The sequence below is a fragment of the Massilia sp. P1_C10 genome (assembly GCF_056406475.1).
This window is the reverse complement of record NZ_JBFUAC010000002.1, coordinates 232,901-258,645: the sequence shown is the minus strand read 5'-3', so window position 1 is coordinate 258,645 and position 25,745 is coordinate 232,901. Positions and strand designations below refer to the sequence as shown.

General features: G+C 64.9%; 26 protein-coding genes. 9 read left to right on the top strand and 17 right to left on the bottom strand.

Features of this window, described 5'->3' with window-relative positions; translation table 11 throughout:
* Nucleotides 1-133 precede the first annotated feature (133 nt).
* Nucleotides 134-619: a chemotaxis protein CheW gene (locus AC1D02_RS05390; RefSeq protein ID WP_477314483.1), complete on the top strand. Its 486-nt coding sequence runs from the start codon at nucleotides 134-136 to the stop codon at nucleotides 617-619.
* Between the two features lie 7 nt (nucleotides 620-626).
* On the opposite strand, the gene AC1D02_RS05385 is transcribed toward AC1D02_RS05390, so the two are convergent.
* The 6 genes from AC1D02_RS05385 to AC1D02_RS05360 form a co-directional block, all read right to left on the bottom strand.
* A complete protein-coding gene (locus AC1D02_RS05385; protein ID WP_477314481.1) occupies nucleotides 627-2,627 on the bottom strand; it encodes an ATP-binding cassette domain-containing protein in 2,001 nt (666 codons plus the stop codon).
* Nucleotides 2,628-2,721: 94 nt separating this feature from the next.
* Complete coding sequence (gene prmB / locus AC1D02_RS05380; RefSeq protein ID WP_477314479.1) at nucleotides 2,722-3,609, bottom strand: 50S ribosomal protein L3 N(5)-glutamine methyltransferase; 888 nt, start codon at nucleotides 3,607-3,609, stop codon at nucleotides 2,722-2,724.
* Nucleotides 3,610-3,630: 21 nt separating this feature from the next.
* Nucleotides 3,631-4,764 (bottom strand): succinyl-diaminopimelate desuccinylase, encoded by a 1,134-nt coding sequence (gene dapE / locus AC1D02_RS05375; RefSeq protein WP_477314477.1) that lies wholly within the window; start codon nucleotides 4,762-4,764, stop codon nucleotides 3,631-3,633.
* Nucleotides 4,764-5,126, bottom strand: coding sequence for an ArsC family reductase (locus AC1D02_RS05370; RefSeq protein WP_477314475.1), 363 nt, complete (start codon nucleotides 5,124-5,126; stop codon nucleotides 4,764-4,766). The genes dapE and AC1D02_RS05370 overlap by 1 nt, the downstream gene beginning before the upstream one ends.
* Before the next feature lie 128 nt (nucleotides 5,127-5,254).
* Nucleotides 5,255-6,406, bottom strand: a complete 1,152-nt coding sequence (locus tag AC1D02_RS05365; RefSeq protein ID WP_477314473.1) for a tetratricopeptide repeat protein — start codon at nucleotides 6,404-6,406, stop codon at nucleotides 5,255-5,257.
* Nucleotides 6,403-6,792: a VOC family protein gene (locus AC1D02_RS05360; RefSeq protein WP_477314471.1), complete on the bottom strand. Its 390-nt coding sequence runs from the start codon at nucleotides 6,790-6,792 to the stop codon at nucleotides 6,403-6,405. Before AC1D02_RS05360 ends, AC1D02_RS05365 begins: the two co-directional genes overlap by 4 nt.
* 121 nt (nucleotides 6,793-6,913) lie before the next feature.
* On the opposite strand from AC1D02_RS05360, the gene AC1D02_RS05355 reads away from it, so the two are divergent.
* Both AC1D02_RS05355 and AC1D02_RS05350 read left to right on the top strand, forming a co-directional pair.
* Nucleotides 6,914-7,450, top strand: a complete 537-nt coding sequence (locus AC1D02_RS05355; protein WP_477314469.1) for a pyridoxamine 5'-phosphate oxidase family protein — start codon at nucleotides 6,914-6,916, stop codon at nucleotides 7,448-7,450.
* A 156-nt stretch (nucleotides 7,451-7,606) separates the two neighbouring features.
* A complete protein-coding gene (locus AC1D02_RS05350; RefSeq protein WP_477314467.1) occupies nucleotides 7,607-7,801 on the top strand; it encodes a DUF3606 domain-containing protein in 195 nt (64 codons plus the stop codon).
* 24 nt (nucleotides 7,802-7,825) lie between these two features.
* Here the strand turns inward: AC1D02_RS05350 and AC1D02_RS05345 are convergent, their stop codons facing one another.
* The 4 genes from AC1D02_RS05345 to dapC form a co-directional block, all read right to left on the bottom strand.
* A complete protein-coding gene (locus AC1D02_RS05345; RefSeq protein WP_477314465.1) occupies nucleotides 7,826-9,697 on the bottom strand; it encodes a hypothetical protein in 1,872 nt (623 codons plus the stop codon).
* 238 nt (nucleotides 9,698-9,935) lie between these two features.
* Complete coding sequence (locus AC1D02_RS05340; RefSeq protein WP_477314463.1) at nucleotides 9,936-11,078, bottom strand: PilT/PilU family type 4a pilus ATPase; 1,143 nt, start codon at nucleotides 11,076-11,078, stop codon at nucleotides 9,936-9,938.
* 10 nt (nucleotides 11,079-11,088) lie between these two features.
* Nucleotides 11,089-11,916, bottom strand: coding sequence for a 2,3,4,5-tetrahydropyridine-2,6-dicarboxylate N-succinyltransferase (dapD, locus tag AC1D02_RS05335; protein ID WP_477314461.1), 828 nt, complete (start codon nucleotides 11,914-11,916; stop codon nucleotides 11,089-11,091).
* A gap of 14 nt (nucleotides 11,917-11,930) precedes the next feature.
* Nucleotides 11,931-13,154, bottom strand: a complete 1,224-nt coding sequence (dapC, locus tag AC1D02_RS05330) for a succinyldiaminopimelate transaminase (protein WP_477314459.1) — start codon at nucleotides 13,152-13,154, stop codon at nucleotides 11,931-11,933.
* A gap of 182 nt (nucleotides 13,155-13,336) precedes the next feature.
* Here dapC and AC1D02_RS05325 point away from each other — a divergent pair, with 182 nt between their 5' ends.
* Nucleotides 13,337-14,899 carry an FGGY-family carbohydrate kinase gene (locus tag AC1D02_RS05325; protein ID WP_477314457.1) on the top strand — a complete coding sequence of 521 codons (1,563 nt, stop codon included), beginning with the start codon at nucleotides 13,337-13,339 and terminating at the stop codon, nucleotides 14,897-14,899.
* Nucleotide 14,900: 1 nt separating this feature from the next.
* Here the strand turns inward: AC1D02_RS05325 and AC1D02_RS05320 are convergent, their stop codons facing one another.
* From AC1D02_RS05320 to AC1D02_RS05310, 3 genes are all read right to left on the bottom strand, one after another.
* Entirely contained in the window at nucleotides 14,901-16,262 is a 1,362-nt protein-coding gene (locus tag AC1D02_RS05320; protein WP_477314455.1) for a diguanylate cyclase, read from the bottom strand.
* 164 nt (nucleotides 16,263-16,426) lie between these two features.
* On the bottom strand, nucleotides 16,427-17,620 hold the full coding sequence (locus AC1D02_RS05315; RefSeq protein WP_477314453.1) for an aminotransferase-like domain-containing protein: 1,194 nt from the start codon (nucleotides 17,618-17,620) through the stop codon (nucleotides 16,427-16,429).
* Nucleotides 17,621-17,741: 121 nt separating this feature from the next.
* A complete protein-coding gene (locus AC1D02_RS05310) occupies nucleotides 17,742-18,203 on the bottom strand; it encodes a RidA family protein (RefSeq protein WP_477314451.1) in 462 nt (153 codons plus the stop codon).
* A 129-nt stretch (nucleotides 18,204-18,332) separates the two neighbouring features.
* Here AC1D02_RS05310 and htpG point away from each other — a divergent pair, with 129 nt between their 5' ends.
* Nucleotides 18,333-20,246, top strand: a complete 1,914-nt coding sequence (gene htpG / locus AC1D02_RS05305) for a molecular chaperone HtpG (RefSeq protein ID WP_477314449.1) — start codon at nucleotides 18,333-18,335, stop codon at nucleotides 20,244-20,246.
* Between the two features lie 40 nt (nucleotides 20,247-20,286).
* Here htpG and AC1D02_RS05300 read toward each other — a convergent pair whose 3' ends face one another.
* A complete protein-coding gene (locus tag AC1D02_RS05300; protein ID WP_477314447.1) occupies nucleotides 20,287-20,835 on the bottom strand; it encodes an RBBP9/YdeN family alpha/beta hydrolase in 549 nt (182 codons plus the stop codon).
* 232 nt (nucleotides 20,836-21,067) lie between these two features.
* On the opposite strand from AC1D02_RS05300, the gene AC1D02_RS05295 reads away from it, so the two are divergent.
* The 3 genes from AC1D02_RS05295 to AC1D02_RS05285 are packed head-to-tail and all read left to right on the top strand — an operon-like array spanning nucleotide 21,068 to nucleotide 22,501.
* Entirely contained in the window at nucleotides 21,068-21,886 is an 819-nt protein-coding gene (locus tag AC1D02_RS05295; RefSeq protein WP_477314445.1) for a hypothetical protein, read from the top strand.
* Nucleotides 21,887-21,917: 31 nt separating this feature from the next.
* Nucleotides 21,918-22,070, top strand: coding sequence for a hypothetical protein (locus AC1D02_RS05290; protein WP_477314443.1), 153 nt, complete (start codon nucleotides 21,918-21,920; stop codon nucleotides 22,068-22,070).
* Between the two features lie 20 nt (nucleotides 22,071-22,090).
* The gene (locus AC1D02_RS05285) at nucleotides 22,091-22,501 is read left to right on the top strand and encodes a hypothetical protein (RefSeq protein ID WP_477314441.1); all 411 of its coding nucleotides are present in this window, start codon (nucleotides 22,091-22,093) and stop codon (nucleotides 22,499-22,501) included.
* Nucleotides 22,502-22,612: 111 nt separating this feature from the next.
* Here AC1D02_RS05285 and kynA read toward each other — a convergent pair whose 3' ends face one another.
* Genes kynA through kynB form a run of 3 tightly spaced genes read right to left on the bottom strand, consistent with a single transcriptional unit; the run spans nucleotide 22,613 to nucleotide 25,351 of the window.
* A complete protein-coding gene (gene kynA, locus AC1D02_RS05280; RefSeq protein ID WP_477314439.1) occupies nucleotides 22,613-23,455 on the bottom strand; it encodes a tryptophan 2,3-dioxygenase in 843 nt (280 codons plus the stop codon).
* Between the two features lie 13 nt (nucleotides 23,456-23,468).
* A complete protein-coding gene (kynU, locus tag AC1D02_RS05275; protein ID WP_477314437.1) occupies nucleotides 23,469-24,707 on the bottom strand; it encodes a kynureninase in 1,239 nt (412 codons plus the stop codon).
* Nucleotides 24,704-25,351 carry an arylformamidase gene (gene kynB / locus AC1D02_RS05270; protein ID WP_477314435.1) on the bottom strand — a complete coding sequence of 216 codons (648 nt, stop codon included), beginning with the start codon at nucleotides 25,349-25,351 and terminating at the stop codon, nucleotides 24,704-24,706. Before kynB ends, kynU begins: the two co-directional genes overlap by 4 nt.
* On the opposite strand from kynB, the gene AC1D02_RS05265 reads away from it, so the two are divergent.
* Nucleotides 25,346-25,738 carry a hypothetical protein gene (locus AC1D02_RS05265; protein WP_477314433.1) on the top strand — a complete coding sequence of 131 codons (393 nt, stop codon included), beginning with the start codon at nucleotides 25,346-25,348 and terminating at the stop codon, nucleotides 25,736-25,738. The two genes, kynB and AC1D02_RS05265, sit on opposite strands and share 6 nt — an antisense overlap.
* The last annotated feature ends 7 nt before the right edge of the window (nucleotides 25,739-25,745 follow it).

The following is a 25,745-nucleotide window of genomic DNA, read 5'->3' as shown; positions in this document are numbered from 1 at the left end:
AGCGTTCGAGCCCGCTTGCAATCAATTAATGTCGGCAGGAAATATTGACGGCACTCAACAGAGGCAATCGATTCCGGCTTTACGATAGGACTTCGTTGAAAGCCCTATCCCCGCGACAGACGAGAGGAGCATCATGCACAGCACCGAGGCGAGCGCCATCCTGCCGGGCCAGACCCAGTTCCTGAGCTTCCAGCTCGGCGGGCTCGCGTACGGCCTCGATTTCAGCAAGGTCAAGGAACTGCGCGTGCTCAAGTCGCTCGAGCGCTTTGCCTCGGAAGGGGAAATCATCAGCGGGGTGGCGGTGTCGCGCGGCGTGATCATGCCGATCGTCGACATGCGGGTGGCCATGAGCGGGCGCCGAGACACGCCCGACCCGCTGACCGACGTGATCATCCTGCAGCTGGCGAACTGCGTGATGGGCATGGTGGTGGACGGCGTGACCGACGTCGTCACGCTCGAGAACGCGCAGATCCGGCCCGTTCCCGGCGCCGACGGCGGCTGCGCGGTCGACTACCTGATCGGGCTGGGCGAATGCGAAGGACGGCGCCTGATCCTGATCGACATCGACAAGCTGATGTCGATCAGGCGCGTCGAACAAGGCAGCAAGCAGGTCGCCTGAACGACCGTTACGCCGCGATCCCTTCGAGCTGCTCCTGCAGCTCCAGCCATTCCGCTTCCAGTTGCGCCAGGTCCTTGGTGAAGAAGGCCTGGTCGGCCAGCAGCAGCTTGAGCTTGGCCTTGTTGGCCGCGTCGTAGGCGCCCGGCTCGCCGAGCTTGGCGTCGACTTCCGCCTTCTGCCCGTTGCGCTTGGCGATCTGTTCTTCCAGGCGCTTGATCTTGTTCTCGATCGGCTTCTTCAGCGCGGCGACCTTCTGGCGCTGTTCCGCCTCGACCCGCTTCTGTTCCTTGGTGTTGACCGCTGGCGCGGCGGTCGGCGGCGCTACCGCCGACGCCACCGGAAATTCGGTCTTGTTGTCCTTGCCCGCCGCCGGCAGAACGCTGGTGCCCTTGCCAAGCTTGGTCTGGAACAGCCAGTCCTTGTAGTCGTCCAGGTCGCCGTCGAACGGCTGCAGCTTGCCGTCGGCGACGATGATGAACTGGTCGGTCGTCGCGCGCAGCAGGTGGCGATCGTGGGACACCACCACCAGCGTGCCTTCGAACTGGGCCAGCGCCATCGTCAGCGCTTCGCGCGTTTCGAGGTCGAGGTGGTTGGTCGGCTCGTCGAGCAGCAGCAGGTTAGGGCGCTGCCACACGATCAGGGCCAGCGCCAGGCGCGCCTTCTCGCCGCCGGAGAACGGGCGGATCGGGCTGGTGACCATGTTGCCGGGGAAGTTGAAGCCGCCCAGGAAGTTGCGCAGCTCCTGCTCGCGCACGGTCGGCGCGATCTTCGCCAGGTGCCACAGCGGCGATTCGTCGTGGCGCAGCATCTCGACCTGGTGCTGGGCGAAGTAGCCGATCGACAGACCCTTGCCGAGCGTGGCGTCGCCGGTCAGCGGCTCCAGCTCGCCGGCGATGGTCTTGATCAGCGTCGACTTGCCGGCGCCGTTCACGCCCAGCAGGCCGATGCGCTGGCCGATCTGCAGCGAGAACTTGATGTCGCGGACGATGGTCTTGTCGCCGACCTTGTCGCCGTGCTCGTCGAGGATGTGGTAGCCGGCGTTGACGTCTTCCATCACCAGCAGCGGGTTCGGCGCGGCCAGCGGCTCGCGGAACTCGAACGAGAATTCGGCGGCGGCGCGCAACGGCGCCAGTTCTTCCATCTTGGCCAGCGCCTTCATGCGGCTCTGCGCCTGGCGCGCTTTCGAAGCCTGCGCCTTGAAGCGGTTCACGAACGACTCGAGGTGGGCCTTCTGGCGCATCTGCTTTTCCAGCGCGCTGGCCGCCAGGATCATCTGGGCCGCGCGCTGGCGCTCGAAGCCGGAGTAGTTGCCGGAGTAGCGTTTCAGCTTGCGCTCGTCGATGTGCACGACGACGTTGACGATTTCGTCGAGGAAGTCGCGATCGTGCGAGATGATGATCAGGGTGCCCGGATAGCGTTTGAGCCAGTCTTCCAGCCAGATGATCGCGTCGAGGTCCAGGTGGTTGGTCGGCTCGTCGAGCAGCAGCAGGTCGGAAGGGCACATCAGCGCCTGCGCCAGGTTCAGGCGCATGCGCCAGCCGCCGGAGAAGCTGACGATCGGCTGCTGCATCTGGTCGAGCGTGAAGCCCAGGCCGAGCAGCAGCTGTTCGCCGCGCGACTGCACGGTGTAGGCGTCGGCGTCGGCCAGCGCGCTGTAGATCTCGCCGATGGCGATGCCGTTTTCGTGGGTGTCCGGTTCGGTTTCGAGGCGCGCCAGTTCGGCTTCCAGCTTGCGCAGGTGGACGTCGCCGTCGATCGCATAGTCGAGCGCCGAGCGCTCCAGCGGCGGGGTTTCCTGCGCCACGTAGGCCATGCGCCACTTGGCGGGGAAGTCGATCTCGCCCTGGTCCGCGTGAATTTCGCCGCGCAGCATGCCGAACAGGCTCGATTTCCCGGCGCCGTTGGCCCCGATCAGGCCGATCTTGTCGCCGGGGTTCAGGGTGAGGTCGACGCCTTCGAGCAGCGGCTTGGTGCCGCGCATCAGGCTAACGTTAATAAAGCGGATCATGCTGGTCTTTTCTCAATGTGTGTACGGCTGCGCTAGCGCGGTATGGGTTCCTGCGGAGGCAGGAACCCATGCTGATTTTGCGCTACTGCGAAATTTATTTTTTCAGCTGGTCGGCGCTGAGCATGAACACCATGTCGTCGCCGGCGCTGGTGGTCAGCCAGGTCAGGCCGAGGTGGCCGAAGGCCGCTTCGGCATACTCGCGCTCGTTGCCGATTTCGACCATCAGGATGCCTTCCGGCGTCAGGTAGTCGGCCGCGCCTTCGACGATCTTGCGCACCAGGTCCATGCCGTCGGCGCCGCCGGCCAGCGCGATTTGCGGCTCGTGCAGGTATTCCTGCGGCAGCTTGCCCATCGAGTCGGAGTTGACGTACGGCGGATTGGTCACGATCAGGTCGTACTTCTTGAACGGCACATTGGCGTACAGGTCGGACTGGATCGGATTGACCCGGCCTTCCAGCTTGTACTCGCGGATGTTATGTTCGGCCACGGCCAGCGCGTCCGGCGAGATGTCGACCGCGTCGACCACGCTGTTCGGGAAGGCGTCGGCCATCATGATCGCCAGGCAGCCCGAACCCGTGCACAGTTCCAGGATATTCTCCACCGCGAACGCGTCTTCGACCCACGGGCTGAACGAATTGGGGATCAGCTCGGCGATGAAGGAACGCGGCACGATCACGCGCTCGTCGACGTAGAACGCGTACGTTCCGAGCCAGCCCTCGTTGGTGATGTAGGCGGCCGGCACGCGCTCGGTGGCGCGCCGTTCGATCACCGCCAGCACCTGCAGCACTTCGTCCGGCAGCAGCTTCGCGTCCAGGAACGGGTCGAGCTTGTCGAGCGGGAGCTTGAGCGTGTGCAGGATCAGGTAGGCCGCTTCGTCGAGCGCCTCGGCGCTGCCGTGCCCGAAAAACAGCTTTTCGGTGTTGAAGCGGGTGACGGCATAGCGCAGCAGGTCGCGCGGGGTGGTGAATTGGGTCGTGGTCATGGCGGTTCTCGGTTGGGCGCGTTACGCCAGCAGGTTTTCCAAGGTGCGGCGGTAGATATTCTTCAGCGGATCGATGAAGCGCACCTCGATATGCTCATCGATCTTGTGGATGCTGGCATTCGGAGGGCCGAATTCTATCACTTGCGGGCAGATTCTCGCGATGAAGCGGCCATCCGAGGTCCCGCCGGTGGTCGACAATTCAGTGTGCACGCCGGTCTCGGACAGGATCGCCGCCGCGACGGCGCTTGATAAGGTGCCGCGCGGGGTCAGGAACGGCTGCCCGGACAGCGTCCACGCCAGGTCGTAGTCGAGGTTGTGGCGGTCGAGGATCGCGTGCACCCGCGCTTCCAGCCCGTCGGCCGTGCTGGCGGTGGAAAAGCGGAAGTTGAAGTCGATCGCCAGCGCGCCGGGGATGACGTTGTTGGCGCCGGTGCCGGCATGGATGTTGGACATTTGCCACGAGGTGGGCAGGTAGTATTCGTTGCCGTCGTCCCAGCGCTCGGCGACCAGTTCGGCCAGCGCCGGCGCGGCCTGGTGGATCGGGTTGCGCGCCAGTTGCGGGTAGGCGATGTGGCCTTGCACACCCTTGATCACGAGATGGCCCGACAGCGAGCCGCGGCGGCCGTTCTTGATCATGTCGCCCAGCACGTGGGCGGAGGTCGGCTCGCCAACCAGGCAGTAGTCGATTTGCACGCCGCGCTCTTCGAGCTGCTCGCACACGATCACGGTGCCGTCAGTGGCCGGGCCTTCCTCGTCGCTGGTGATCAGGAAGGCGATCGAGCCCTTGTGCTCCGGATGTGCGCGGGTGAACTCCTCGCAGGCGACCACCATGGCGGCGATCGAGGTTTTCATGTCGGCGGCGCCGCGGCCATACAGCTTGCCGTCGCGGCGCGTCGGCACGAAGGGCTGCGAGGCCCATTGGTCGGCCGGGCCGGCGGGCACCACGTCGGTGTGGCCGGCGAACACGAACAGCGGCGCCGCCGTGCCCTTGCGCGCCCACAGGTTGGTCACGCCGTTCGAGACGATGGTCTCGCATTCGAAACCGAGCGGGGACAGCAGCTCGGCCAGGCGCCGTTGGCATCCTTGGTCGTCTGGCGTGACCGAGGAGAGCGCGATCAGCTCTTCGGACAGCGCCAGCGTGCGCGATGGCGTCATCACGGCGCCTGGCGGGCGAACAGAGTGCGGTAGGCGTCGTCCGAGAAGCCGACGTGCAGCGGGCCCGCGCCGGCCAGCACCGGGCGCTTGATCACGGAGGGCGCTTCGAGCATCAGCTCGAGCGCGCCGGCCTTGTCGACCACGGCGGCGCGGCGCTCCTCGGAGAGCTTGCGCCAGGTCGTGCCCTTGCGGTTGACCAGCACTTCCCAGTCCAGCTGTTCGAGCCATGCGGCGACGGTGGCGCGCTCGAGGCCCTGGTTCCTGAAGTCGTGGAAGTCGAATTCCTGGCCGTTCGCGGCCAGCCAGGTGCGGGCTTTCTTGACCGTGTCGCAGTTGGGGATGCCGTAGAGGGTTGTTTTCATGGTCGCATGGCTCGCGCCGCGCCAAAAAAGAGCGGGCTGTCGATAATTCGGGGGAACCCGAGAGGATATCACACACAGGCCCTATATAGATTGTCGTCCCAGCCTGCGCTGGTACGACGGTTGTCGCTCTAGCGCGGCAGCTGCGCCCGCAGGTGTTCCAGCTTGGCCGAATACAGCGCCCGGTTGTCGCCCTTGCCGCTGTTTTCCACCGCCAGTTCGATCTCCCCGCGCGCGCGGCTGGTCTGGCCCAGGCGCAGGCTGGCGATACCTAGCCAGAAATGGAATTCGTCATGGTAGGGCGCCCGCTTGACCTCGCGCGCGAACATCGCCTGCGCCGTCTTGAAGTCGCGCCGCTCCATCGCCTTCATGCCCAGGCTGAAGTAGTGGAAGGGCGGGTTCGGCTCGATGGCGGCGGCGCGCTCGAGCAGCTGTTGCGATTCAGCGGTCTTGCCGATCTCTTTCAGCAGCGGCGCCAGGTTGCGCATCACGACCACATTTTCCGGCTCGCGCTGCAAGGCCGTGCGGAAGGTCTTCTCGGCCATCTCCTTGTCGCCGTGGCGCTGATAGATCACCGCCAGCGTGTTGTACGCGACGACGAACGCCGGATTCTGCCTCACCGCGGCGCGCGCCCACCAGTAGGCGTTGTCGATCTTGTCCTGCACCAGCGACTCCACCGCGCGGTTGTTCATGTACATGGCGACGATCGCATTCTGGTCGAGCGGGAAGGTGAGCAAGCGGTCGGCGTCCGCCGAGGGCAGGAAGTCGACCGTGTAGATCGGTTCGAGCGCGGAGCTCATCACGTTTGCGCGCCGCGCGCCCAGTGTGAGGTTGACATGGCTGCTGGCCAGGTACATGCCGGCGCTGCGGCGCCACGTTTCTTCGACCACCACGCTCTGGAAGTTGACGTTCAGGTCCAGCTCCCTGGCGAAGGCCGCGGTCATGATCACCAGCGACAGGCAGTTGCCGGTGCGCGCCTCGAAGGTTTCAGCGGCGGTGCGGGTCTTCGCGGCGTCGTATTCGAGCTTCAGCTGGCTTTTCTGGTACAGCGCATCGACCAGGCCGCGCTCGATTCCTTTGCTGCGCACGGAAGCGCGGAACGACTCGCCGGCCAGGTATTGGCGCATCGCCGGCGTCAGCGTGAACAGGTCGTCGGCGCGAATCGGTTCTGTCGGCGCCGCGAACGAGGCATCGCTGAACAACTGAGGCGGGGCCGGCGCGGACGGAGCGGCGGCGCATCCGCACAGCAGTGCGGCCGTCAGCAGGGCGGCGAGCGCTTTCATGACGGCTTCCGCGCGTAGCTGACGGTCAGCATTTCCCACTGATGGCCGTCCGGTTCGTTCCAGTAGACCATGTCGCCGCCGTAGTCCTTGTTGCTCTTGCGGTCGACCGGACCGGAGACGCTGCTGCGATAGTCGATGCCTGAGGCCTGCAGCCGCGCGACGATGGCGTCGAATTCGGCCTGGCCGACGCGGAAGCAGTAGTGCGCGACCGGGTAGGGCTCGCCGGTCTGCTGGAAGTCGAGGGTCAGGCCGTCGTTGAGGTAGACCGGCGAGAAGCCGCCCAGGGCGGATGCTTCCCAAGGTACGCCGAGCAGTTCCGCCAGTTGTCGGGCGGAAGCAAGTTGATTCTTGCAAGGCACTATGAAGTGATCGAGCTGGATGCTCATCGCAACCTCCGCTGCGCAAACACACACGGCAAGCGTAGCACATTTGCGTTAGATATCGAACGTTCAGAAAGTGGCCATCCAAGTATCATTTGTTCAGGACAAACCAAGTCAGGGAGACACCATGGATTCGATCAACAAGCAGCAAGCCGAGGAAAACCACAAGGATCTGGCCGGCAAGGACGCCATCGAGCGGCTGAAGAAAATGGTCAAGGACGCCGACACCTGTTTCTTCTGCACGGCGGACGCGGGCAGCCAGACCGCCGGCACGCGGCCGATGAGCGTGCGCGAGGTCGACGACAACGGCGACCTGTGGTTCCTCAGCGCGTCGGACAGCCACAAGAACCTGGCCATCGAAAGTAACCCGGCGGTGCAGTTGTATTTCCAGGGATCGGCGCATTCGGAGTTCCTGACCGTGAAGGGCAGGGCGACCATCACGCGCGACAAGGCGCGCATCAAGAAGCTGTGGAACTTCGTGCTGAAGACCTGGTTCACCGAGGGCGAGGACGACCCGCGCATCACGGCGATCAAGGTGACGCCGGCCGACGCCTACTACTGGGACAACAAGCATGGCAGCGCGGTGGCCGGCGTGAAGATCCTGGTGGGCGCGGTGATCGGCAAGACGCTGGACGACTCAATCGAGGGAAAGCTCAAGCCCTGATTTGCGGCGCGGTCCAAAGGCCGGGGCCAGGTCCGTCGGAGCGATGGGGACGCCGAGTCCCCGTTCCTGTCGCCGCCGCGTGCGTTTGCAGGCGCCCAGTGCGTCACCGAAGCTGACAACGTGCGAGACTGACGTTTCACGCAGATTGGAGGAATCATGAGCGACAATCCATTGGAGCCGGGCGCGCAGCCGAACGACCGGATCAACGTGCTGGTCGAGTCGGAGCTGGAGTATTGGACCAGGGAGCTCGACGTCTCGCGCGCGCTGCTGGCGCGGGCGATCAACGAGGTGGGCGAGCGGGTGGAAGACGTCAAGCGGCGCATCGCCGAGCTGAGCGAATCGGGAGACTGATTCGCCCGGCGCGGCATGGCCGCGTCAACGCTTCCCGGATTCGGCCAGGGCGGCGAGCCGGCTGGCCTCTTTCGGCGACTGCCCGGGCGCCATCGGCGCTTGCACAACGTCGGGCGACTTCGATTTTTCTTCCGGCGCCTTGCCGGCGGAGCGGATCGACATCACCTTGTTGAGCATGTCGAACCAGAACGGCGCGCCCAGCGTCGCCGCGATGGCGGTGATCAGCCAGCCTAGCCAATGGAAAACAAACGCATCCCAGTATTCCCAACGGTCCTCCCAATCCGCCAAGCCCAGGTGCATGTCCTGTTCCGCCTGGGTCGGATTGCGCGACCAGCCGATCGGCAGCCTGAGTCCCATCAGCTGTTCCTGAATATGCCTGAGCTGGGCCGGATAACTTGGTTGCAGTTCGAGAATGTCGGGCGTCACTCCGGCGTCAGGAATATCGGCTGAAATCGTCGCCTTCGCCGGCTTTTCCGCAAATGCGGTGTCGAGCGTGTAAGGGACGCTGGTTGCACCTGCCTCGACCATAACCCATGGGGGCCGGAAAGTCCCGCCCTCCGTCGTTGTAAACACGGCTTTGACGGCAGTCTTCGGCGCGGGGCTGAAGTGCAATGTGCCGGTGACCTTATCGCCGGCCACGGGCGGAGCCGGCGCGGCGGGTTCCCTGGCATGCGTTTCCTTGGCCTTCGCGTCGACGAAGGCCTGCGCCTGGGTGGCCAGCGCCTTCGCCACATTCGGGTTCGAGTCCAGGTACCTGACGATCAGGAGGGCGTCGACGTTCATCAGCACCACGACCGCCAGGCTGATCCCGAAGGTCACCCATTGCGCCTGCCGCTTGTACCAGCCGCCCACCCGGTCCATCGCATTGTTGAACCAGACCTCGATGTTCTGCTTGAATTTTTCGACGTCGTTGGCGGCATCATCGTAAAGCGCCAGCAGGGTTTTGCGCAGGCGGTCGTCATCGCCCGTATTCGGAAGGTTCTGGATCAATTCGCGGACGTAGTCGGCCGGGAGGCCGCGAATGAATTGCTGGGCGTCGCCGATCGCGTCCCCCACGCTGTACCCCATCTCCAGGCGGGACAGCAACAGATTCAGTTTGGCCTTGGGCATGTCGCCAATCACCCCGCTCGGCAGTTCGTCGATGGCTGCAACCATGTCCGCGCGGATCTGCGCCAAGCCGGGTGAACTGCTCCTGGCCTTCGTCACGAGCTTTGCCAGGCCGGTCTGGGTGGGGGAAAGGGCAGCGTCGGTCATGTCGCGCGCGCAGGCTTCCAATTCCGCCAGCCATCCATCCATCCGGCCCTCCGCATTCCTGTCGAGGATCGCCGAAAGTCGCTGGAGGGAGGGCCCGATCACCTTTTTGACTTCGGCGGCCATGTCCTGCGGCAGGGCTGCCTGGAATTTTGCCACCTCGGTCCGGATTGCGGCCGCGGTTTTAGCGCCGATCGATGCATCCTGAAGCATCTTTTGCAAGGCGCGTTCGGCCTCCCGCACCACCTTGTCCTCGCCTTGGAGAAGCTCCATCAGCACGTTCGCGAAAGCTCGCGACGGGATATACGACGGCCCGGCGCCGCGCCACCGCAGTTGGGCCTCCGCATCCGCACCGCTGGGAACGGCTGTTCGTTTCATTCCAGGCAAACACTCAATCAATCGTCGCCATCTGTTGAGCGGCGAAGGCGCGGTCCACCGCTGGGATGAGCTTTCGATCAGCGGATGCTGATACAAGGCCAGCGCCCACTTCGAGCCGATCAGGCGGTGAATGCCGTATTCGAGCCATTTCGCCCGCGACAGCAGGATTGCCGAAATAAATTCATTGAATGTGGTGACCAGCAGGCTCACCAGCAGGAAGACGAACGTCAGGCCGATGACGGTATCGAGCACGCCGGATCCAAACATGCGACCTCCTAGTCTGCGGAAACAGGTTGTCTCGTCGACGATGGCGTACGTCAGCCCGAGCGGTCGCTCAAGTATAAGTACAATTTTGCCAAAGTTATATTTAAAGCATTGATCGAAATATATCGCTTCGGAGGCCGAAACTATTGGCTATGCGGGGTGGGTATTTTCGACGGGTTTTTGACGCGCGGCGGCATGAAAGATGGGGCAGGCCCGCAGGACCAGACCCCTTCCGCTACGATCAGGTATTGAGGGTGAACTCGGTGAATGACGGGCCTTCGTCGGCAGGCTTGGATGCTTCCGCCTTCTGCGCTTCCTTGGTGCCGGGGGCGTTGTTGAGCAGCCAAAGCAGGTTGGTTGCCGAGTCGGCATTGGCCAGCGCCTCTTCCTGCGTCACCAGGCCACTCTGCACCAGTTCCAGCAGCGCCGCCTCGAACGTCTGCGAGCCGGGCGACAGGCTCTTCTCCATCGCTTCCTTGATCTGGCCGATCTCGCCCTTTTCGATCAGGTCCGCCACGTAGCGCGTGTTGACCATCACCTCGACCGCGGCCTGGCGCGTGCCGCCGGCGGCTGACCTCACCAGCCGCTGCGACACGATCGCCCGCACCGCCGACGACAGGTCCTGCAGCAGCGCCGGCCGGTTCTCGATCGGGTAGAAGCTGATGATGCGATTGAGCGCGTTGTAGCTGTTATTCGCGTGCAGCGTGGCCAGCACCAGGTGGCCCGATTGCGCATACGCCAGCGCCGCCGCCATGGTTTCCTTGTCGCGGATCTCGCCGATCAGGATGCAGTCCGGCGCCTGGCGCATCGAGTTGCGCAAGGCCGTCGCGAAGTCCAGCGCGTCGCTGCCGATCTCGCGCTGGTTGACGATCGACTTCTTGTTCTTGAAGAGGTACTCGATCGGGTCTTCGAGCGTCAGGATATGGCCGGCGCGCAGTTCGTTGCGGTGGTCCAGCATCGAGGCGATGGTGGTCGACTTGCCCGAACCGGTGGCGCCCACCAGCAGCATCAGCCCGCGCTTTTCCATGATCAGTTCGGCCAGCACCGGCGGCAAACCGAGGTCGCCCAGCGCCGGGATATTCGCCGGCACGAAGCGGAACACCGCCGAGATGCTGCCGCGCTGGCGGAACGCCGAGAGACGGAAACGTCCCAGGTTGGGCACCGAGATGCCCATGTTGAGCTCATTGCTGCGCGCCAGTTCCGCCATCTGCTCGGGCGTGGCCACTTCGGCCAGCAGCGACTCGATGTTTTCCGGCTCGAGCTTCTGCTGGTTGATCGGGATGAGGTTCCCGTTGATCTTGATGTGCACCGGCGAATTCACGGCGAAGAACATGTCCGACGCGTTCTTTTCCTTCATCAGCTGGAACAAGCGGTCCATCGCCATGATTCGCTCCTTAAATACCGCGCAGCAGTTCGTTGATGCCGGTCTTGGCGCGCGTCTTCGCATCGACGCGTTTGACGATCACGGCGCAGTACAGGCTGTACTTGCCGTCTTCGGACGGCAGGTTGCCCGACACGACCACCGAGCCGGCCGGGATGCGGCCGTAGGTGACCTCGCCGGTGGCGCGGTCGTAGATCTTGGTCGACTGGCCGATGTACACGCCCATCGAGATCACCGAGTTCTCTTCGACGATCACGCCTTCGACGATCTCCGAGCGGGCGCCGATGAAGCAGTTGTCTTCGATGATGGTCGGATTGGCCTGCATCGGCTCGAGCACGCCGCCGATGCCGACGCCGCCCGACAGGTGGACGTTCTTGCCGATCTGCGCGCACGAACCGACCGTGGCCCAGGCGTCGACCATCGAGCCTTCGTCGACGTAGGCGCCGATGTTGACGAACGACGGCATCAGCACGACGTTCCTGGCGATGAAGCTGCCGCGGCGCGCGGTGGCGCCAGGCACCACGCGGAAGCCGCCCCTGGCGAAATCGTCGGCGCTGTAGTTGGCGAACTTGCCCGGCACCTTGTCGTAGAATTGCATGGCGTCGCCGGCGGCCATCACGCTGTTGTTCTCAAGGCGGAACGACAGCAGCACGGCCTTCTTGATCCACTGGTTGACGACCCAGTCGGCGCCGCTTTTTTGCGCCACGCGCAGCGAGCCGTCGTCAAGGCCGGCGATGACGTGGGCGACCGCGTCGCGCAGTTCCGCGCTGCCGTTGGCTGGAGTGATTTCGGCGCGCTGTTCCCAGGCGGTGTCGATGATGCTTTGCAGTTGTTGGGTCATGATGGTTTCTGGTGTTAGTGGGAGGATGCTTTTAAGGCGGTGCAAAACTGGACGATGCGCTGGGCCGCTTCGAGGCCTTCGTCGACTTCGGCGACCAGCGCCATGCGCACGCGGTTTTCGCCCGGGTTGATGCCGTGCGCGCTGCGCGCCAGGTAGCTGCCCGGGAGGACCGTCACATTGTATTCGGCATACAGGCGGCGGGCAAATTCGGTGTCCGACAGGCCGCTGCGGCGCACATCGGCCCACAGGTAGAAGCCGGCGTCGGGCAGTTCGACGTCGAGTACCTGGCGCAGCAGCGGCGTCACGAGGTGGAATTTTTCCTTGTACTTGGCGCGGTTCTCGACCACGTGGGCTTCGTCGCCCCAGGCCGCGATCGACGCCGCCTGTACGGGCGGCGACATCGCGCCGCCGCAGTAGGTGCGGTACAGCAGGAATTTCTTCAGGATGGCGGCGTCGCCCGCCACGAAGCCCGAGCGCATGCCCGGCACGTTGGAGCGCTTCGACAGGCTGGAGAACACCACCAGGTGGCGGTACGGATGCTCGCCGCTTGCCCGGCCCAGCGCGTGCGCCGCTTCCAGCGCGCCCAACGGCGGCGCGCTGCCGTGGTAGATCTCGGAGTAGCACTCGTCGGCGGCGATCACGAAGCCGTAACGGTCGGCCAGGTCGAACAGCTGGCGCCAGTCGTCCAGCGACAGGGTCGCGCCGGTCGGATTGCCGGGCGAGCAGAGATACAGCAGCTGCACGCGCGGCCACACGTCGGCCGGCACTTTGGCGTAGTCGCAGGCGAAATTGCGGGCCGGTTCCGAATTGACGAAGTAGGTGTCGGCGCCGGCCAGGTAGGTCGCGCCTTCGTAGATCTGGTAAAACGGGTTGGGGCAGATGACCAGCGCCTGCTTCGACGAATCGATGACGCAGTGGGCGATGCCGAACAGCGCCTCGCGCGAGCCGTTGACGGGCAGGACCTGGGTCGCGGGATCGAGCGGCGGCACGGCGTAGCGGCGCTCCAGCCAGCCGGCGATGGCCGCGCGCAGCGGATCGCTGCCATGGGTGCTCGGATAATTGGCCAGGCCCTGCACGCTGTGCATCAGCGCGCGCTGGATAAAGGCCGGGGTAGGGTGCTTCGGTTCGCCGATGCCAAGGCTGATGGGCGTGAAGGCCGGGTTGGGCGTCACGTCGGCAAACAACTGGCGCAGCTTTTCGAACGGGTAGGGGTGAAGTTTTTCGAGTTGTGGGTTCACGGCGGTACCAGGGTTAGCGTGGTGCGACATAGCGTTGTCATTATAGCGCCGATAAATCGACTGGGCCGGTAGCCGCCCGCACCGCTTCTCTGGCATTATCCACCGCGACGGCAAAGGCGGGGACCAGGCGTCCCCGTCGCTCCGCCGGACCTGACCCCGGGCTCACGACAACGATAAGAGACATGCCGACCAAAACCATCCTCGCCATCGACAACGGCACCCAGAGCGTGCGCGCCGTCCTGTTCGACCTGAACGGCGACATCGTCGCCAAATCGCAGGTCCACCTCGATGAGTACCATGCTACTCATCCTGGCTGGCACGAGCACGACCCCGAGGGCTGGTGGCGGGCGGTATGCGAGGCCTGCCAGGGCCTGTGGTCGCAGCCCGGCGTCGACAAGGCGCAAGTGCAGGGCGTTGCCGTCACGACCCAGCGCGGCACGGTGGTCAACCTCGACGCCGATGGCCGGCCGCTGCGCCCCGCAATCACCTGGCTGGACCAGCGCACCACCTCCGCGCTGCCGCCGGTCGGCCCATGGTGGCGCGCCGCGTTCCGCATCGCCGGCCTGTCCGCCACCATCGACACTTTCCGCAGCCAGGCCGAAATCAACTGGATCCGCGCCGAGCAGCGCGAAGTCTGGGACAAGACCGACAAGTTCCTGCTGCTGTCCGGCTGGCTGAACTACCGCCTGTGCGGCCGCTTCGTCGATTCGGCCGCGTCGCAAGTGGCATACCTGCCGTTCGATTACAAGCGCCATCGCTGGGCCGGAAAGCGCGACTGGAAATGGCAGGCGCTGGCGATCAAACCGTCGATGCTGCCCGAACTGGCGCCGCCGGGCAGCCGCATCGGCGTCATCGACCAACAGGCCGCCGCCGCCACCGGCATCCCGGCCGGCACGCCGCTGCTGGCCGCCGCCGCCGACAAGGCCTGCGAAGTGATCGGCGCCGGCTGCATCGAACCGCACGTCGGCTGCCTCAGTTACGGCACCACGGCGACCATCAACACCACTGGCACTAAATATGTGGAGGTCACGCGCTTCATCCCGCCGTATCCGGCCGCGATCCCGGGCGCCTACAGCACCGAAGTGCAGATCTTCCGCGGCTTCTGGATGGTCAGCTGGTTCAAGGAGCAGTTCGGCCACCATGAGAGGGCGCGCGCGCTGCAGGAGGACGTGGCGCCCGAGCGGCTGTTCGACGAGCTGGCCGACGCGGTGCCGCCCGGCGCGATGGGGCTGATGCTGCAGCCCTACTGGACGCCGGGGATCAAGGTGCCGGGGCCGGAAGCGAAGGGCGCCATCATCGGCTTTGGCGACGTCCACACGCGCGCCCACATGTACCGCGCGATCCTGGAAGGCCTGGCGTATGCGCTGCGCGAGGGGAAGGAGCGCATCGAGCGGCGCAGCGGCGTGCCGATCACGCAGCTGCGGGTGTCGGGCGGCGGCTCGCAAAGCGACGCGGCGATGCAGCTCACGGCCGACATCTTCGGCCTGCCGACCGCGCGCCCGCACGTGTACGAGACGTCCGCGCTGGGCGCGGCGATCGATGCGGCGGTGGGACTCGGACTGTATCCGGATTTCGCCAGCGCGGTGGCGGCGATGACGCGGGTGGGCAAGGTGTTCGAGCCGGTGCCGGCCAACCGGGCCATCTACGACCGGCTGTACCGCGAGGTGTACCGCAAGATGTACGGGCGGCTGCAGCCAATCTACCGCCGCATCGCCGAGATCACCGGCTACCCGGCGCCGCGCTAGCTCAGATCAGCGACGAGGCGGCCGATTCCCAGGCCTGGCCGCCCTGGTCGATCGCCATCACGCGGTTGCGCCCGGCTTCCTTGGCCGCGTACATCATGCGGTCGGCGGCCACGAAGAACTGCTCGATGCGGTCGAACTGGGTCGGCACCATCGTGGCCACGCCGATGCTGGCGGTGAGCCATGGCGAGGTGGGCGAACGCGGGTGCGGCAGCTGCAGCGATTCGACCAGCGCGCGGATCGACTCCCCCAGCACCGTCGCCGCGGCCAGCGAGGTTTCAGCAAACAGCAGCACGAACTCTTCGCCGCCGAAGCGCGCCGCCAGGTCGGTGGTGCGCAGCGCGCGCGACTGCAGCGCGGCCGCCACCTTCTGCAGGCACAGGTCGCCGGCGGCGTGGCCGAGGGTGTCGTTGTACAGCTTGAAGTGGTCGACGTCGAGCACCACCAGCGACAGCGGCTGGCCGCTGCGGATCGCGCGGTGCCATTCCTGCTCGAGGAAGCTGTCGAAGTGGCGCCGGTTGGCGATCTGGGTCAGCGAGTCGACCAGCGCGGCCTGCTGCAGCGCCGTCTCCGAGCGCTTGTGATGGCTGATGTCGTGCAGCAGGCCGACGAACAGCGTCTCTTCGGCGAGCATCGGCGTGACCGTCAGGTCCATCGCGCGCAGGGCGCCGTCGCGGTGGCGGATCAGCACTTCGCGGGCGCCGGCCAGCGGCACGTCGTGCGGATTGCCGGTGCAGGAAGCGAAGTAGTCGAGGTATTCCTGGGCCAGCGTACCGCCCAGCAGGTCGGCGATCTGGCAGCCGGCCAGTTCGGCATGGCCGTAACCGAGATAGCGTTCGCAGGCGGGATTGCTGTACTGGATGCGGCCGTTCGCCTCGATCACCATCAGGCCTTCGTCCATCGCGTTGACGATCAGGCGCAGGCGGTCGGCCTGTTCCTTCTGGGCCTCGCTGGAGCCGCGCATCTGCAGCTGGGCGCGCACGCGGGCGCACACTTCGGCCATGCGCAGCGGCTTGGCGATGTAGTCGGCGGCGCCGATGTCGAAGCCGGCGACGATGTCGTCGGTGTCGGAGCGCGCGCTCATGAAGATGACGGGGATGGCTTCGGTCAGCGGGTGCTGCTTGAGGCGGCGGCAGGTTTCCAGGCCGTCCATGCCGGGCATGACGACGTCGAGCAGGATCAGGTCGGGGCGCACCCGCTCGGCGATCGAGAGCGCGCGCTCGCCGGAGGTGGCGACGAAAGTCTGGTAGCCCTTCTGCGCCATCATGGTCCGCAGCACGCCGATGGTATCAGGGGCGTCGTCCACGATCAGGATCGCGGGACGCCGCTGGGTCGACGGGGGAGGCACTGCGGCGGACAGGTTCATGCGTCAAAATCATACCCGCTTTGGTCTTGTACGGGAATAATACTTGCCGGAAGGTTACGAACTCATGTTGCAGGCGCACAACCGCTAATTACTTCTGCGTATTGACGAGAGGTAGTGAACATGATGGAGGGGCCTGGCCCGCAGGACCAGACCCTTACGGCGGATTACACCAGCGCGGAGATCAGCTTGCCGAGGATGGCGATGCCTTCGCGGATGCGCTCCGGCGACACCGTCACGAACGACAGGCGCAGCGTGTTGGTCTCCGGCTCGTTGGCGTAGAACGGCGCGCCGGGCACGAACGCGACCTTGGCGGCGATCGCCTGGTCCAGCAGCTGCATCGCGTCGATGTTCTTCGGCAGCGTCACCCAGATGAACATGCCGCCTTCCGGACGGGTCCAGCTCACGCCTTTCGGGAAGTGCGCGTCCATCGCGTCGAGCATGGCCTGGCACTGCTTGGCGTACAGCGTGCGGATGGTCGGGATGTGGCGCTCCAGGAAACCGTCCTTGATCACTTCATGCACCACCATCTGGGTCAGCTGCGCGGTGTGCAGGTCGGCCGCCTGCTTGGCCAGCTCGAGGCGGCGCACCAGCGGCAGCGGCGCCACCACGTAGCCGAGGCGGATGCCGGGCGTGAGCACCTTCGAGAAGGAACCCATGTAGATCACGCCGTCCGGATTCATGTTGAGCATCTTCGGATACGGCTCGCCGTTGTAGCTCAGGGCGCCGTACGGGTCGTCTTCGATCAGCGGCAGGTTGTGGCGGGCGCAGGTCTCCACCAGTTCGAGGCGGCGCTCGACCGACAGGCTGCGGCCGGTCGGGTTCTGGAAGTTCGGCAGCGCGTACAGCATGCGCGCGCCCTTGACGACGGCCTCGATCGACGCCGGCACCAGGCCATGTTCGTCGGTCGAAACGGAGGCGAATTCGGGACGGTACACCGAGAACGCCTGCAGCGCGCCCAGGTAGCTCGGGGTTTCGACCAGCACGCGGCTGCCTTCGTCGATCAGCACCTTGCCCAGCAAATCGAGCGCCTGCTGCGAGCCGGACGTCATCAACACCTGTTCCGGCGCGATCTTGCAGCCTGGCGTGGACAGCGAATTGGCGATCCACTCGCGCAGCGGCGGAAAGCCGTCGGTCGGGCCGTACTGCAGCGCGGTGCGGCCGCTGGTCGACAGCACCTTGTCGAAGGCCGCCTTCATCTCCTCGACCGGGAAGGTATCCGCGGACGGCAGGCCGCCGGCGAACGAGATGATCTCGGGACGCTGGGTGACCTTCAGGATCTCGCGGATGAACGAGCTTTGCATCTGCGCTGCGCGTTCGGAGAAGTGCCAGGTGATCGGGTTGGGATTTTCAATTTTCATGCTGGTCTCACAGAGGAAGCGGCCGCGGCGGTAGCAGGCCATTATATAGAGCGCGCCGGATAGGCGGCTTTCGACAGGCGGCGCTGGGTAAGCGCCGCCCGGGTGCTGCAAAAAACCGGGATTACGCCACTTCGACGATCATTTCGATCTCGACGCAGGCGCCGCGCGGGATCTGGGCCACGCCGAAGGCCGAGCGGGCGTGCTTGCCGGCGTCGCCGAACACTTCGCCCAGCAGCTCGGAGGCGCCGTTGGTGACCAGGTGCTGCTCGGTGAAGTCGGGGGTCGAATTTACCAGGCTCATCAGCTTGACGATGCGCTTGACGCGCGTCAGGTCGCCGCCGACGGCTTCCTGCAGCGTGCCCATCAGGTCGATGGCGATGGCGCGCGCGGCGGCCTGGCCGTCGGCGGTGGTCTTGTCCTTGCCCAGCTGGCCCACGTTCGGGCTGCCGTCGGCGTTCTTGGCGATGTGGCCCGAAATGAACACCAGGTTGCCCGTTTGCACGTACATGACGTAGGCGGCGACCGGGGCGGCCGGCGACGCCAGGGTGATGTTGAGTTCTTTGAGTTTTTGGGCAATGGTCATGTGCGCTCCTGCGGTTGGGTGAAGAAAGGCGGTATTGTACGCTCCTGCACCCAAGAACGCCTCTTGAAATGGCCGTATTGACCCCAACATTGCCCAAATCCGTTCAACCTGACTCTTACGAGGAATAATATGGCAGTCGCCGAAAAAGAAACCCTTGGCTTCCAAGCGGAAGTGAAGCAATTGCTGCAGTTGATGATCCATTCGCTGTATTCGAACAAAGAGATCTTCCTGCGCGAACTCATCTCGAACGCCTCCGACGCGGCCGACAAGCTGCGCTTCGAGGCGATCAACAACGACGCGCTGTACGGCAATGACCACGAACTGAAGATCATCGTCAGCTTCGACAAGGACGCCAAGACCATCACCATCTCCGACAACGGCATCGGCATGAGCCGCGAAGAGGTCATCTCGCACCTTGGCACCATCGCCAAGTCGGGCACCAAGGAGTTCTTCGGCAAGCTGTCGGGCGACCAGCAGGCTGACGCGGCGCTGATCGGCCAGTTCGGCGTCGGCTTCTACTCCGGCTTCATCGTGGCCGACCGCATCATCGTCAACACGCGCCGCGCCGGCGCCTTCGCCTCCGAAGGCGTGCGCTGGGAATCGCGCGGCGAGGGCGACTACTCGGTCGAGTCGATCGACAAGCCGAACCGGGGCACCGACGTGATCCTGCACCTGCGCGGCGGCGAGGAAGAGCTGCTGTCGTCGTGGAAGCTCAAATCGATCATCCGCAAATACTCCGACCACATCTCGCTGCCGATCCAGATGCAGAAGGAAGAGTGGGACGAGGAGAAGAAGGAAACGGTCCTGAAGGACGAATTCGAGACCATCAACCAGGCCAGCGCGCTGTGGGCCCGCAACAAGGCCGACGTGACGCAGGAAATGTACGACGAATTCTACAAGCACGTGTCGCACGACTTCCAGGCGCCGCTGGCGTACACCCACAACCGGGTCGAGGGCCGCAGCGAGTACACCCAGCTGCTGTACGTGCCGGCGCACGCGCCGTTCGACCTGTGGGACCGCAGCAAGCGCGGCGGCATCAAGCTGTACGTCAAGCGCGTGTTCATCATGGACGACGCCGAGCAGCTGATGCCGGCCTACCTGCGCTTCATCAAGGGCGTGATCGACTCGGCCGACCTGCCCCTGAACGTCTCGCGCGAGATTTTGCAGGAGTCGCGCGACGTCAAGGTGATCCGCGAGGGCTCGACCAAGCGCGTGCTGGGCATGCTGGAAGAGATGGCCAACGCCGACGAGCAGGAAAAGAAGGACAAGTACGTCACCTTCTGGAAGGAGTTCGGCCAGGTGCTGAAAGAGGGCATCGGCGAAGACGCGGCCAATAAAGACCGCATCGCCAAGCTGCTGCGCTTCGCCTCGACCGTCAACGACAACGGCGACCAGACCGTGTCGCTGGCCGACTACATCGGCCGCATGAAGGAAGGCCAGGAGAAGATCTATTACGTCACCGGTGACAACTACACCGCGGCCAAGAACAGCCCGCACCTCGAGATCTTCCGCAAGAAGGGCGTCGAAGTGCTGCTGCTGACGGACCGCGTGGACGAGTGGATGCTGTCGTTCCTGACCGAGTTCGAAGGCAAGGAGCTGGTGTCGGTGGCGAAGGGCGGCCTCGACCTGGGCGCGCTGGAAGACGAGGCCGAGAAAAAGCAGCACGAGGAGACCGAGAGCTCGTACAAGGAGCTGGTCGAGAAGATGAAGACGGCACTGGGCGACAAGGCCAAGGACGTGCGCGTCACGTTCCGCCTGACCGACTCACCGGCCTGCCTGGTGGCGGACGAGCACGAGCTGTCGGGCAACCTGCTGCGCATGCTGAAGGCGGCGGGGCAGGACGCACCGGAGTCGAAGCCCATCCTCGAGATCAACCCGAACCACCCGCTGGTGACGCGCCTGAAGTATGAGGATGCGGAAGGCTCCGGCTTTGCGGACTGGGCGCACATCCTGTTCGACCAGGCGCTGCTGGCCGAAGGCGGCTCGCTGGCCGATCCGGCGACGTTCGTCAAGCGCCTGAACGAAATGCTGCTGTCGAAGTAAGCGAAGTATGGGGTCAGGTCCGCCGGACCTGACCCCATTTTCATTTTCCGAGCTGCGTGCAGAACTCGAGCAGCATCTGCTCGCCCTCCGGCCACTCCCCATACCCGCTGGCGCCGTTGATGTGTCCAGCCGCCCCGATCTCGACGAACCTGCTGCCCCACGCCTCGGCAAACTGCCGCGCGCGTTCGACCGTCACGTATTCGTCGTTCGCGCTGGCCACCACGATGCTGGGAAACGGCAGCTTCTGCATCGGCATCGGCGCGAACCCGCCGGCCTCCTTCGGATAGGACGCCGCTTCGACATCGCTCGGCGCCACCAGGAATGCACCGGCGATCTTCAACGCCGATCCCGACGCCGCCCAATGCGCCACCAGCGCGCACCCCAGGCTGTGCGCCACCAGGATTGGCGGCCCCTGGTTGCTGCCGGCGATCGCCGCGTCCAGCTCCGCCACCCACTCGTCGCGCTCGGGATTGTTCCAGTCGCGATGCGGCGCGCGCTGCCAGGCAGGGTACTTTTTCTCCCACAGGGTCTGCCAATGCCCAGGCCCGGAATTCCATAAGCCGGCCAGTGTCAATACGTCGCAATCCATAGATCCTCCCGCGGTCGAAGCGCCAGCGATGATTGTACGTCGCTTCCTCCGCGGGCCGTGTCAACCCGTCAGATCTGCTAATAGCCTCATTCATGGCGCTCGGCTAGCCTGAAAGACCGTTCTCCCGAAAACATCCATGAACCGCTCGTCAATCCTATGCGGTCTCTCATTTCTGGGCGCCATCGTCGTAGCGGTGGCGGCCGGACCTTTAGAACCAAAAAGCGGAGCAGGCATGTTCGGACTGTTTGGCGGTAAGAAGACCGATACACCGGTGACCTCGGTCGCTCCCGAGGCGGGCTCGTCGTTGCAAGCGCAGCGAACGGGCCCCTCGACACTTGCCGCGATCGGCGCACCAAATCAATCGGATTGCCGCGTCTTGCAACTGCGCGGTCAGCCACCGGACGGCGCATGGAGCGACGAGGCAGTCGCCGGCGAGACCCGCCCGGTGTTCCTCGTGCCGGCCGCACATGGGCAGCCCGCATTGGCGCTTGTGTCCGATCCCAAGGCGCGGATGCATATCTGGGAACTGTCGCGGGATGCGCCGCCGCGTTTTATCCGGGAGCGTCCGGTCGCGCTCGGCCCGGACCAGGCATCGTGGCTGATGTACTTTCCTGTCGCGATGTCATGCCTGCCGGGCGACCGGGTGGCGATTTCGGTCAGCTACACCGCACCTGCGATGAAAGAAGCGCTTTACGTCTATTCGCAAGCTACCAACGAGTTTCGCCGCATTGACACGATCGAGCCCGAGATGTCCGGACCTCCGCCTTTCAACTCCTTCGAAACGCTCTCTGCGACGGCCAGCGCGAAGCTCGTCAACTTCCGCACCGGAGCGATTCGACTGGGCAGCGGGAACTACGTCTATCGGCACAACCACATCCTGTTATTTTCCTCGCGTTTTCCCGACGGTTTGGAGGTGGTCAAACTGGGAGTCGACGACGGCAACCTGCGCCAATGGGCGATCGTCGAAAAAACGCTCTGGCTGCGCACGCACGACAAGCGGAAGTCGGCGGCCGACAAGATCTGGTCGCTCGACTTGAGCAAGGTGCTTTAGGTCCTTTCAATAATCGCGCGGAGGTTTCGCCATGCCCGTTCTCGATGTATTGACCCCGCAAGAAGCCGCTTATATCGCCACCAACTGCTATTTCACTCTCAAGGATTGGATCAATGCTGCGCCAGTGGCGGGAGTTGAAACCCGTGCTAATGTCCATAATCGCGTGCTGGGATCCGGCACCTGAACTCGATGCGTCTGGCGGATATGGCGCTCGATCAGCTCTCTGCCGAAATAGACGCCATCGAAGTTCCCGATGATCCAGTGCTCTCCGATGCGGCGCGGGAGGCAAAGGCGCTGGAACTGCTGGGACAACTCGATCCTGCAGACTTCATGGATGGATGGAAGGGCGGGCCCGAATTCGAAGCATCGGTGCGCCAGGGGCTCGCAGAGCTGGAGCGGGGCGATACTTTCGAGCCGCCGCCGCTGCCCACGCCCGACATGGCGGCGCTCGACCGCATGGCCAAGGCGCTGCCGCCGGATCGGCCGCCGCTTACCCGGCTGCTGGCGTCGAGCGAACTGGCGCAGTGGATCCCAAGATACAACGCCTTCGACCCGGCGCTCCACGAACTGGTCGGGACAGTCCTCGGATTGCGTCAATCAGAAGCTGCTCCGTAGATGGACTTCCCAAGCGCGCGCCGACATCAGGGACATCGTGGCAAGCGCTTGAAGCGATCGGGTAACTAGCAAAATGGGGTCAGGTCCGCAGGACCAGACCCCTCGCTGCGGTCAGAGCGCGGTGCGCAGCGAGAACAGCTCCGGGAACAGCACCACGTCGAGCATCTTGCGCAGGTAGCTCACGCCGGCCGTGCCGCCGGTGCCGGTCTTGAAGCCGATGATGCGCTCCACCGTCGTCACGTGGCGGAAGCGCCAGAAGCGGAACGCCGTCTCCAGGTCGACCAGCTTCTCGGCCAGTTCGTACAGCGCCCAGTGCTTGTCCGGCGCCTGGTACACGCCGAGCCACGCGGCCTTGACCGACTCGTCGTGGCGCGTCGGCAGGGTCCAGTCGGCGTTGAGCCGCTCCGGCGATATCTCGAAGCCGCTGCGCGCCAGCAGCATCACCGCTTCGTCGTACACCGACGGCGCGTGCAGCTCGCGCTCGAGGATCGCGTGCGCTTCCGGCACCGGGGTGTGCACCGACAGCAGGGCTGCGTTCTTGTTCCCGAGGATGAATTCGAGCTCGCGGTACTGGTGCGACTGGAAGCCCGAGGAGGCGCCGAGGAACGGGCGGATCGCCGTGTATTCGGGCGGCGTCATCGTCGCCAGCACGTCCCACGCATGCACCAATTGGTCCATGATGCGGGCCACGCGCGCCAGCATCTTGAAGGCCGGCGCAAGTTCGCCCGCGCGCATGTTGGCGCGCACCGCCTGCAGTTCGTGCAGCATCAGCTTGAGCCACAGCTCGCTGGTCTGGTGCTGGATGATGAACAGCATCTCGTTGTGATTCGGCGAGCGCGGATGCTGCGCATGCAGGATCTGGTCGAGGCCCAGGTAGTCGCCGTAGCTCATCGCGCTGCTGAAATCCATCTTTGCGCCATGCCACTCGGCCGCGGGTTTTTGGTCGTCGCTCATATATATGTCTCTATCAGGTGACGGCGCCGCGGGTGGCGGCGATGTCGTAGGCTTGGTCGTCGAGGATCTCGCGCAGGATCTCCACCGCGTCCCACACGTCGGTGAAGCTGGTGTACAGCGGCGTGAAGCCGAAGCGCATGATGGCCGGCTCGCGGTAGTCGCCGATCACGCCGCGCGCGATCAGCGCTGCCATCACCGCGTAGCCGTGCGGATGCGTGAAGCTGACCTGGCTGCCGCGCCGCGCATGCTCGCGCGGCGTGACCAGCCCGAGCGGATGACCGCCGCAGCGCGCTTCGACCAGCGCAATGAACAGGTCGGTCAGCGCAAGCGACTTGGCGCGGATCGCGGAGATACTTGACTGCTCAAATATCTCCAGACCGCATTCGACCAGCGCGAGCGAGGCGATCGGCTGGGTGCCGCACAGCGCGCGGCCGATGCCGTCCACCGGCGCGAACTGCGGCGACATCTCGAACGGCGCCGCGTGGCCCCACCATCCGGACAGCGGCTGGCGGAACGCGGCCTGGTGATGCTTCGGCACCCAGATGAAGGCTGGCGCGCCCGGGCCGCCATTCAGGTATTTATATGTGCAGCCCACGGCGAGGTCGGCGCCGGCCGCGTGCAGGTCGACCGGCACCGCGCCGGCCGAATGCGCAAGGTCCCACATCGCCAGCGCGCCGTGCGCGTGGGCGAGGGCGCTGACCGCCGCCATGTCGTGCTGGTAGCCGGTGCGGTAGTTGACGTGGGTGAGCATCAGCACCGCGGTGTCGGCGCCGACCGCGCTGGCCAGCTCCTCGGGCGAGTCGACCAGGCGCAGCGAGTAGCCGCGGTCCAGCCACGACGCCAGCCCCTGCGCGATGTAAATATCGGTCGGGAAGTTGGCGCGTTCGGTGACGATGACGCGGCGCGCGCCGTCCTTCTGCATGTGCAGCGCGGCGGCCAGCGCCTTGAACAGGTTCAGCGAAGTCGTGTCGGTGACGACCACTTCGCCGGCGCGCGCGCCGATCAGCGGCGCCAGGCGGTCGCCCAGGCGGCGCGGCATGTCGAACCAGCCGGCGGTGTTCCAGCTGCGGATCAGGTCATGGCCCCATTCCTGGGCGATGACCTGCTGCGCGCGCGCCAGCGCCGCCTTGGGCCGGGCGCCGAGCGAATTCCCGTCGAGGTAGATCACGCCTTCGGGCAGGTCGAATTGTTGGCGCAGCGGTGCGAGCGGGTCCTGCGCGTCGAGCGCGAGGCAGTCTTGGCGAGTGGTCATGCGGAGTCTTTATTGGTAAGGGGGCGCAGGATCGCGCGCACCGGGCTGGCGTCCATGCCGGCCAGTTTGAGGGGGAGGGCGATCAGTTCGTAGTCGCCGGCCGGCACCTCGTCGAGCACCACCCCTTCGAGGATCGCCATGTCATGCTTGCGCACGGCGTGGTGGGCGTCGAGGGTTTTCGAGTCCTGCGGGTCGAGCGAGGCGGTGTCGGTGCCGACCAGGATCACCCCTTTGGCGGCGAGCAGGGCGATCGCCTCGGGCGCGACGGCCGCGAACTCCGGATCCCATTCCCGCTGCGGGGCGCTCGCGTATGTACGCAGCAGCACGCGCGGCGGCACGCCGTCAAGGAAGCCGGCGATGTCGGCCGCCTCGACCCGCCTGGCGTCGATGCAGTGGATCACGCGGCACGCGCCTATATAGGGAGTCAGGCCGACCGCATCGATCGTCCGGCCGGCGGGGTCGTAGTGCGACGGCGCGTCGGTGTGGGCGCCCAGGTGGGTGGTCATGGTCATGCGGCTGACGTGGACCGGGCAGCCGCCGCCGATCGACCAGGTGGGCGCGGCGTCGAAGCGGGTGTCGCCCGGCCAGACCGGCGTGGCGGCCGAGATCGTCGGGCTGATGTCCCACAAGGCGGGAGAGTGCATGCGGTACCTTTTATAGACAAGTTGGCGCGTGAGGATGGCAGTCTAACAAAGAAACCCTCCGCCGCCGAGGGGTGGGGTCTGACCCGGCGGGGTCAGACCCTGGTTTTCGGCTTTCCCGACCCAGGTTTAGCGGTTTTCAAAAATAATTTCAAAAAAACCCTCAAGTTCCCGAAACCGGGGCCGTTACAGGTTGCAAGAAGCGGGGAAGTTCATCCCAACTTGAAGGAATTTGGAAAATATTTCGATTTATTTCAAAAAAACCCTAAAGTTTCCAAACAGTTTGACGTAACCGGTACAAGGCAGCAGAAAAAAGTTGTCCCGAAGTACGAGTTATTTGAAGTTTCTACCAGTCAATTCCGCCCCGTTCTCATAGGGGCGCGCCAGTGATCGCGGC

Coding starts and splice junctions, on each gene's coding strand:
- AC1D02_RS05290 (WP_477314443.1), top strand. CDS start 21,918: ATGCCCGTTCTCGATGTATTGACCCCGCAAGAAGCCGCTTATATCGCC.
- AC1D02_RS05320 (WP_477314455.1), bottom strand. CDS start 16,262: ATGAACCTGTCCGCCGCAGTGCCTCCCCCGTCGACCCAGCGGCGTCCC.
- AC1D02_RS05385 (WP_477314481.1), bottom strand. CDS start 2,627: ATGATCCGCTTTATTAACGTTAGCCTGATGCGCGGCACCAAGCCGCTG.
- dapD (WP_477314461.1), bottom strand. CDS start 11,916: ATGACCCAACAACTGCAAAGCATCATCGACACCGCCTGGGAACAGCGC.
- AC1D02_RS05285 (WP_477314441.1), top strand. CDS start 22,091: ATGGCGCTCGATCAGCTCTCTGCCGAAATAGACGCCATCGAAGTTCCC.
- AC1D02_RS05310 (WP_477314451.1), bottom strand. CDS start 18,203: ATGACCATTGCCCAAAAACTCAAAGAACTCAACATCACCCTGGCGTCG.
- AC1D02_RS05315 (WP_477314453.1), bottom strand. CDS start 17,620: ATGAAAATTGAAAATCCCAACCCGATCACCTGGCACTTCTCCGAACGC.
- AC1D02_RS05390 (WP_477314483.1), top strand. CDS start 134: ATGCACAGCACCGAGGCGAGCGCCATCCTGCCGGGCCAGACCCAGTTC.
- AC1D02_RS05295 (WP_477314445.1), top strand. CDS start 21,068: ATGTTCGGACTGTTTGGCGGTAAGAAGACCGATACACCGGTGACCTCG.
- AC1D02_RS05360 (WP_477314471.1), bottom strand. CDS start 6,792: ATGAGCATCCAGCTCGATCACTTCATAGTGCCTTGCAAGAATCAACTT.
- kynA (WP_477314439.1), bottom strand. CDS start 23,455: ATGAGCGACGACCAAAAACCCGCGGCCGAGTGGCATGGCGCAAAGATG.
- AC1D02_RS05355 (WP_477314469.1), top strand. CDS start 6,914: ATGGATTCGATCAACAAGCAGCAAGCCGAGGAAAACCACAAGGATCTG.
- dapE (WP_477314477.1), bottom strand. CDS start 4,764: ATGACGCCATCGCGCACGCTGGCGCTGTCCGAAGAGCTGATCGCGCTC.
- AC1D02_RS05370 (WP_477314475.1), bottom strand. CDS start 5,126: ATGAAAACAACCCTCTACGGCATCCCCAACTGCGACACGGTCAAGAAA.
- AC1D02_RS05365 (WP_477314473.1), bottom strand. CDS start 6,406: ATGAAAGCGCTCGCCGCCCTGCTGACGGCCGCACTGCTGTGCGGATGC.
- prmB (WP_477314479.1), bottom strand. CDS start 3,609: ATGACCACGACCCAATTCACCACCCCGCGCGACCTGCTGCGCTATGCC.
- AC1D02_RS05300 (WP_477314447.1), bottom strand. CDS start 20,835: ATGGATTGCGACGTATTGACACTGGCCGGCTTATGGAATTCCGGGCCT.
- kynU (WP_477314437.1), bottom strand. CDS start 24,707: ATGACCACTCGCCAAGACTGCCTCGCGCTCGACGCGCAGGACCCGCTC.
- AC1D02_RS05325 (WP_477314457.1), top strand. CDS start 13,337: ATGCCGACCAAAACCATCCTCGCCATCGACAACGGCACCCAGAGCGTG.
- AC1D02_RS05350 (WP_477314467.1), top strand. CDS start 7,607: ATGAGCGACAATCCATTGGAGCCGGGCGCGCAGCCGAACGACCGGATC.
- htpG (WP_477314449.1), top strand. CDS start 18,333: ATGGCAGTCGCCGAAAAAGAAACCCTTGGCTTCCAAGCGGAAGTGAAG.
- AC1D02_RS05340 (WP_477314463.1), bottom strand. CDS start 11,078: ATGGCGATGGACCGCTTGTTCCAGCTGATGAAGGAAAAGAACGCGTCG.
- kynB (WP_477314435.1), bottom strand. CDS start 25,351: ATGCACTCTCCCGCCTTGTGGGACATCAGCCCGACGATCTCGGCCGCC.
- AC1D02_RS05345 (WP_477314465.1), bottom strand. CDS start 9,697: ATGTTTGGATCCGGCGTGCTCGATACCGTCATCGGCCTGACGTTCGTC.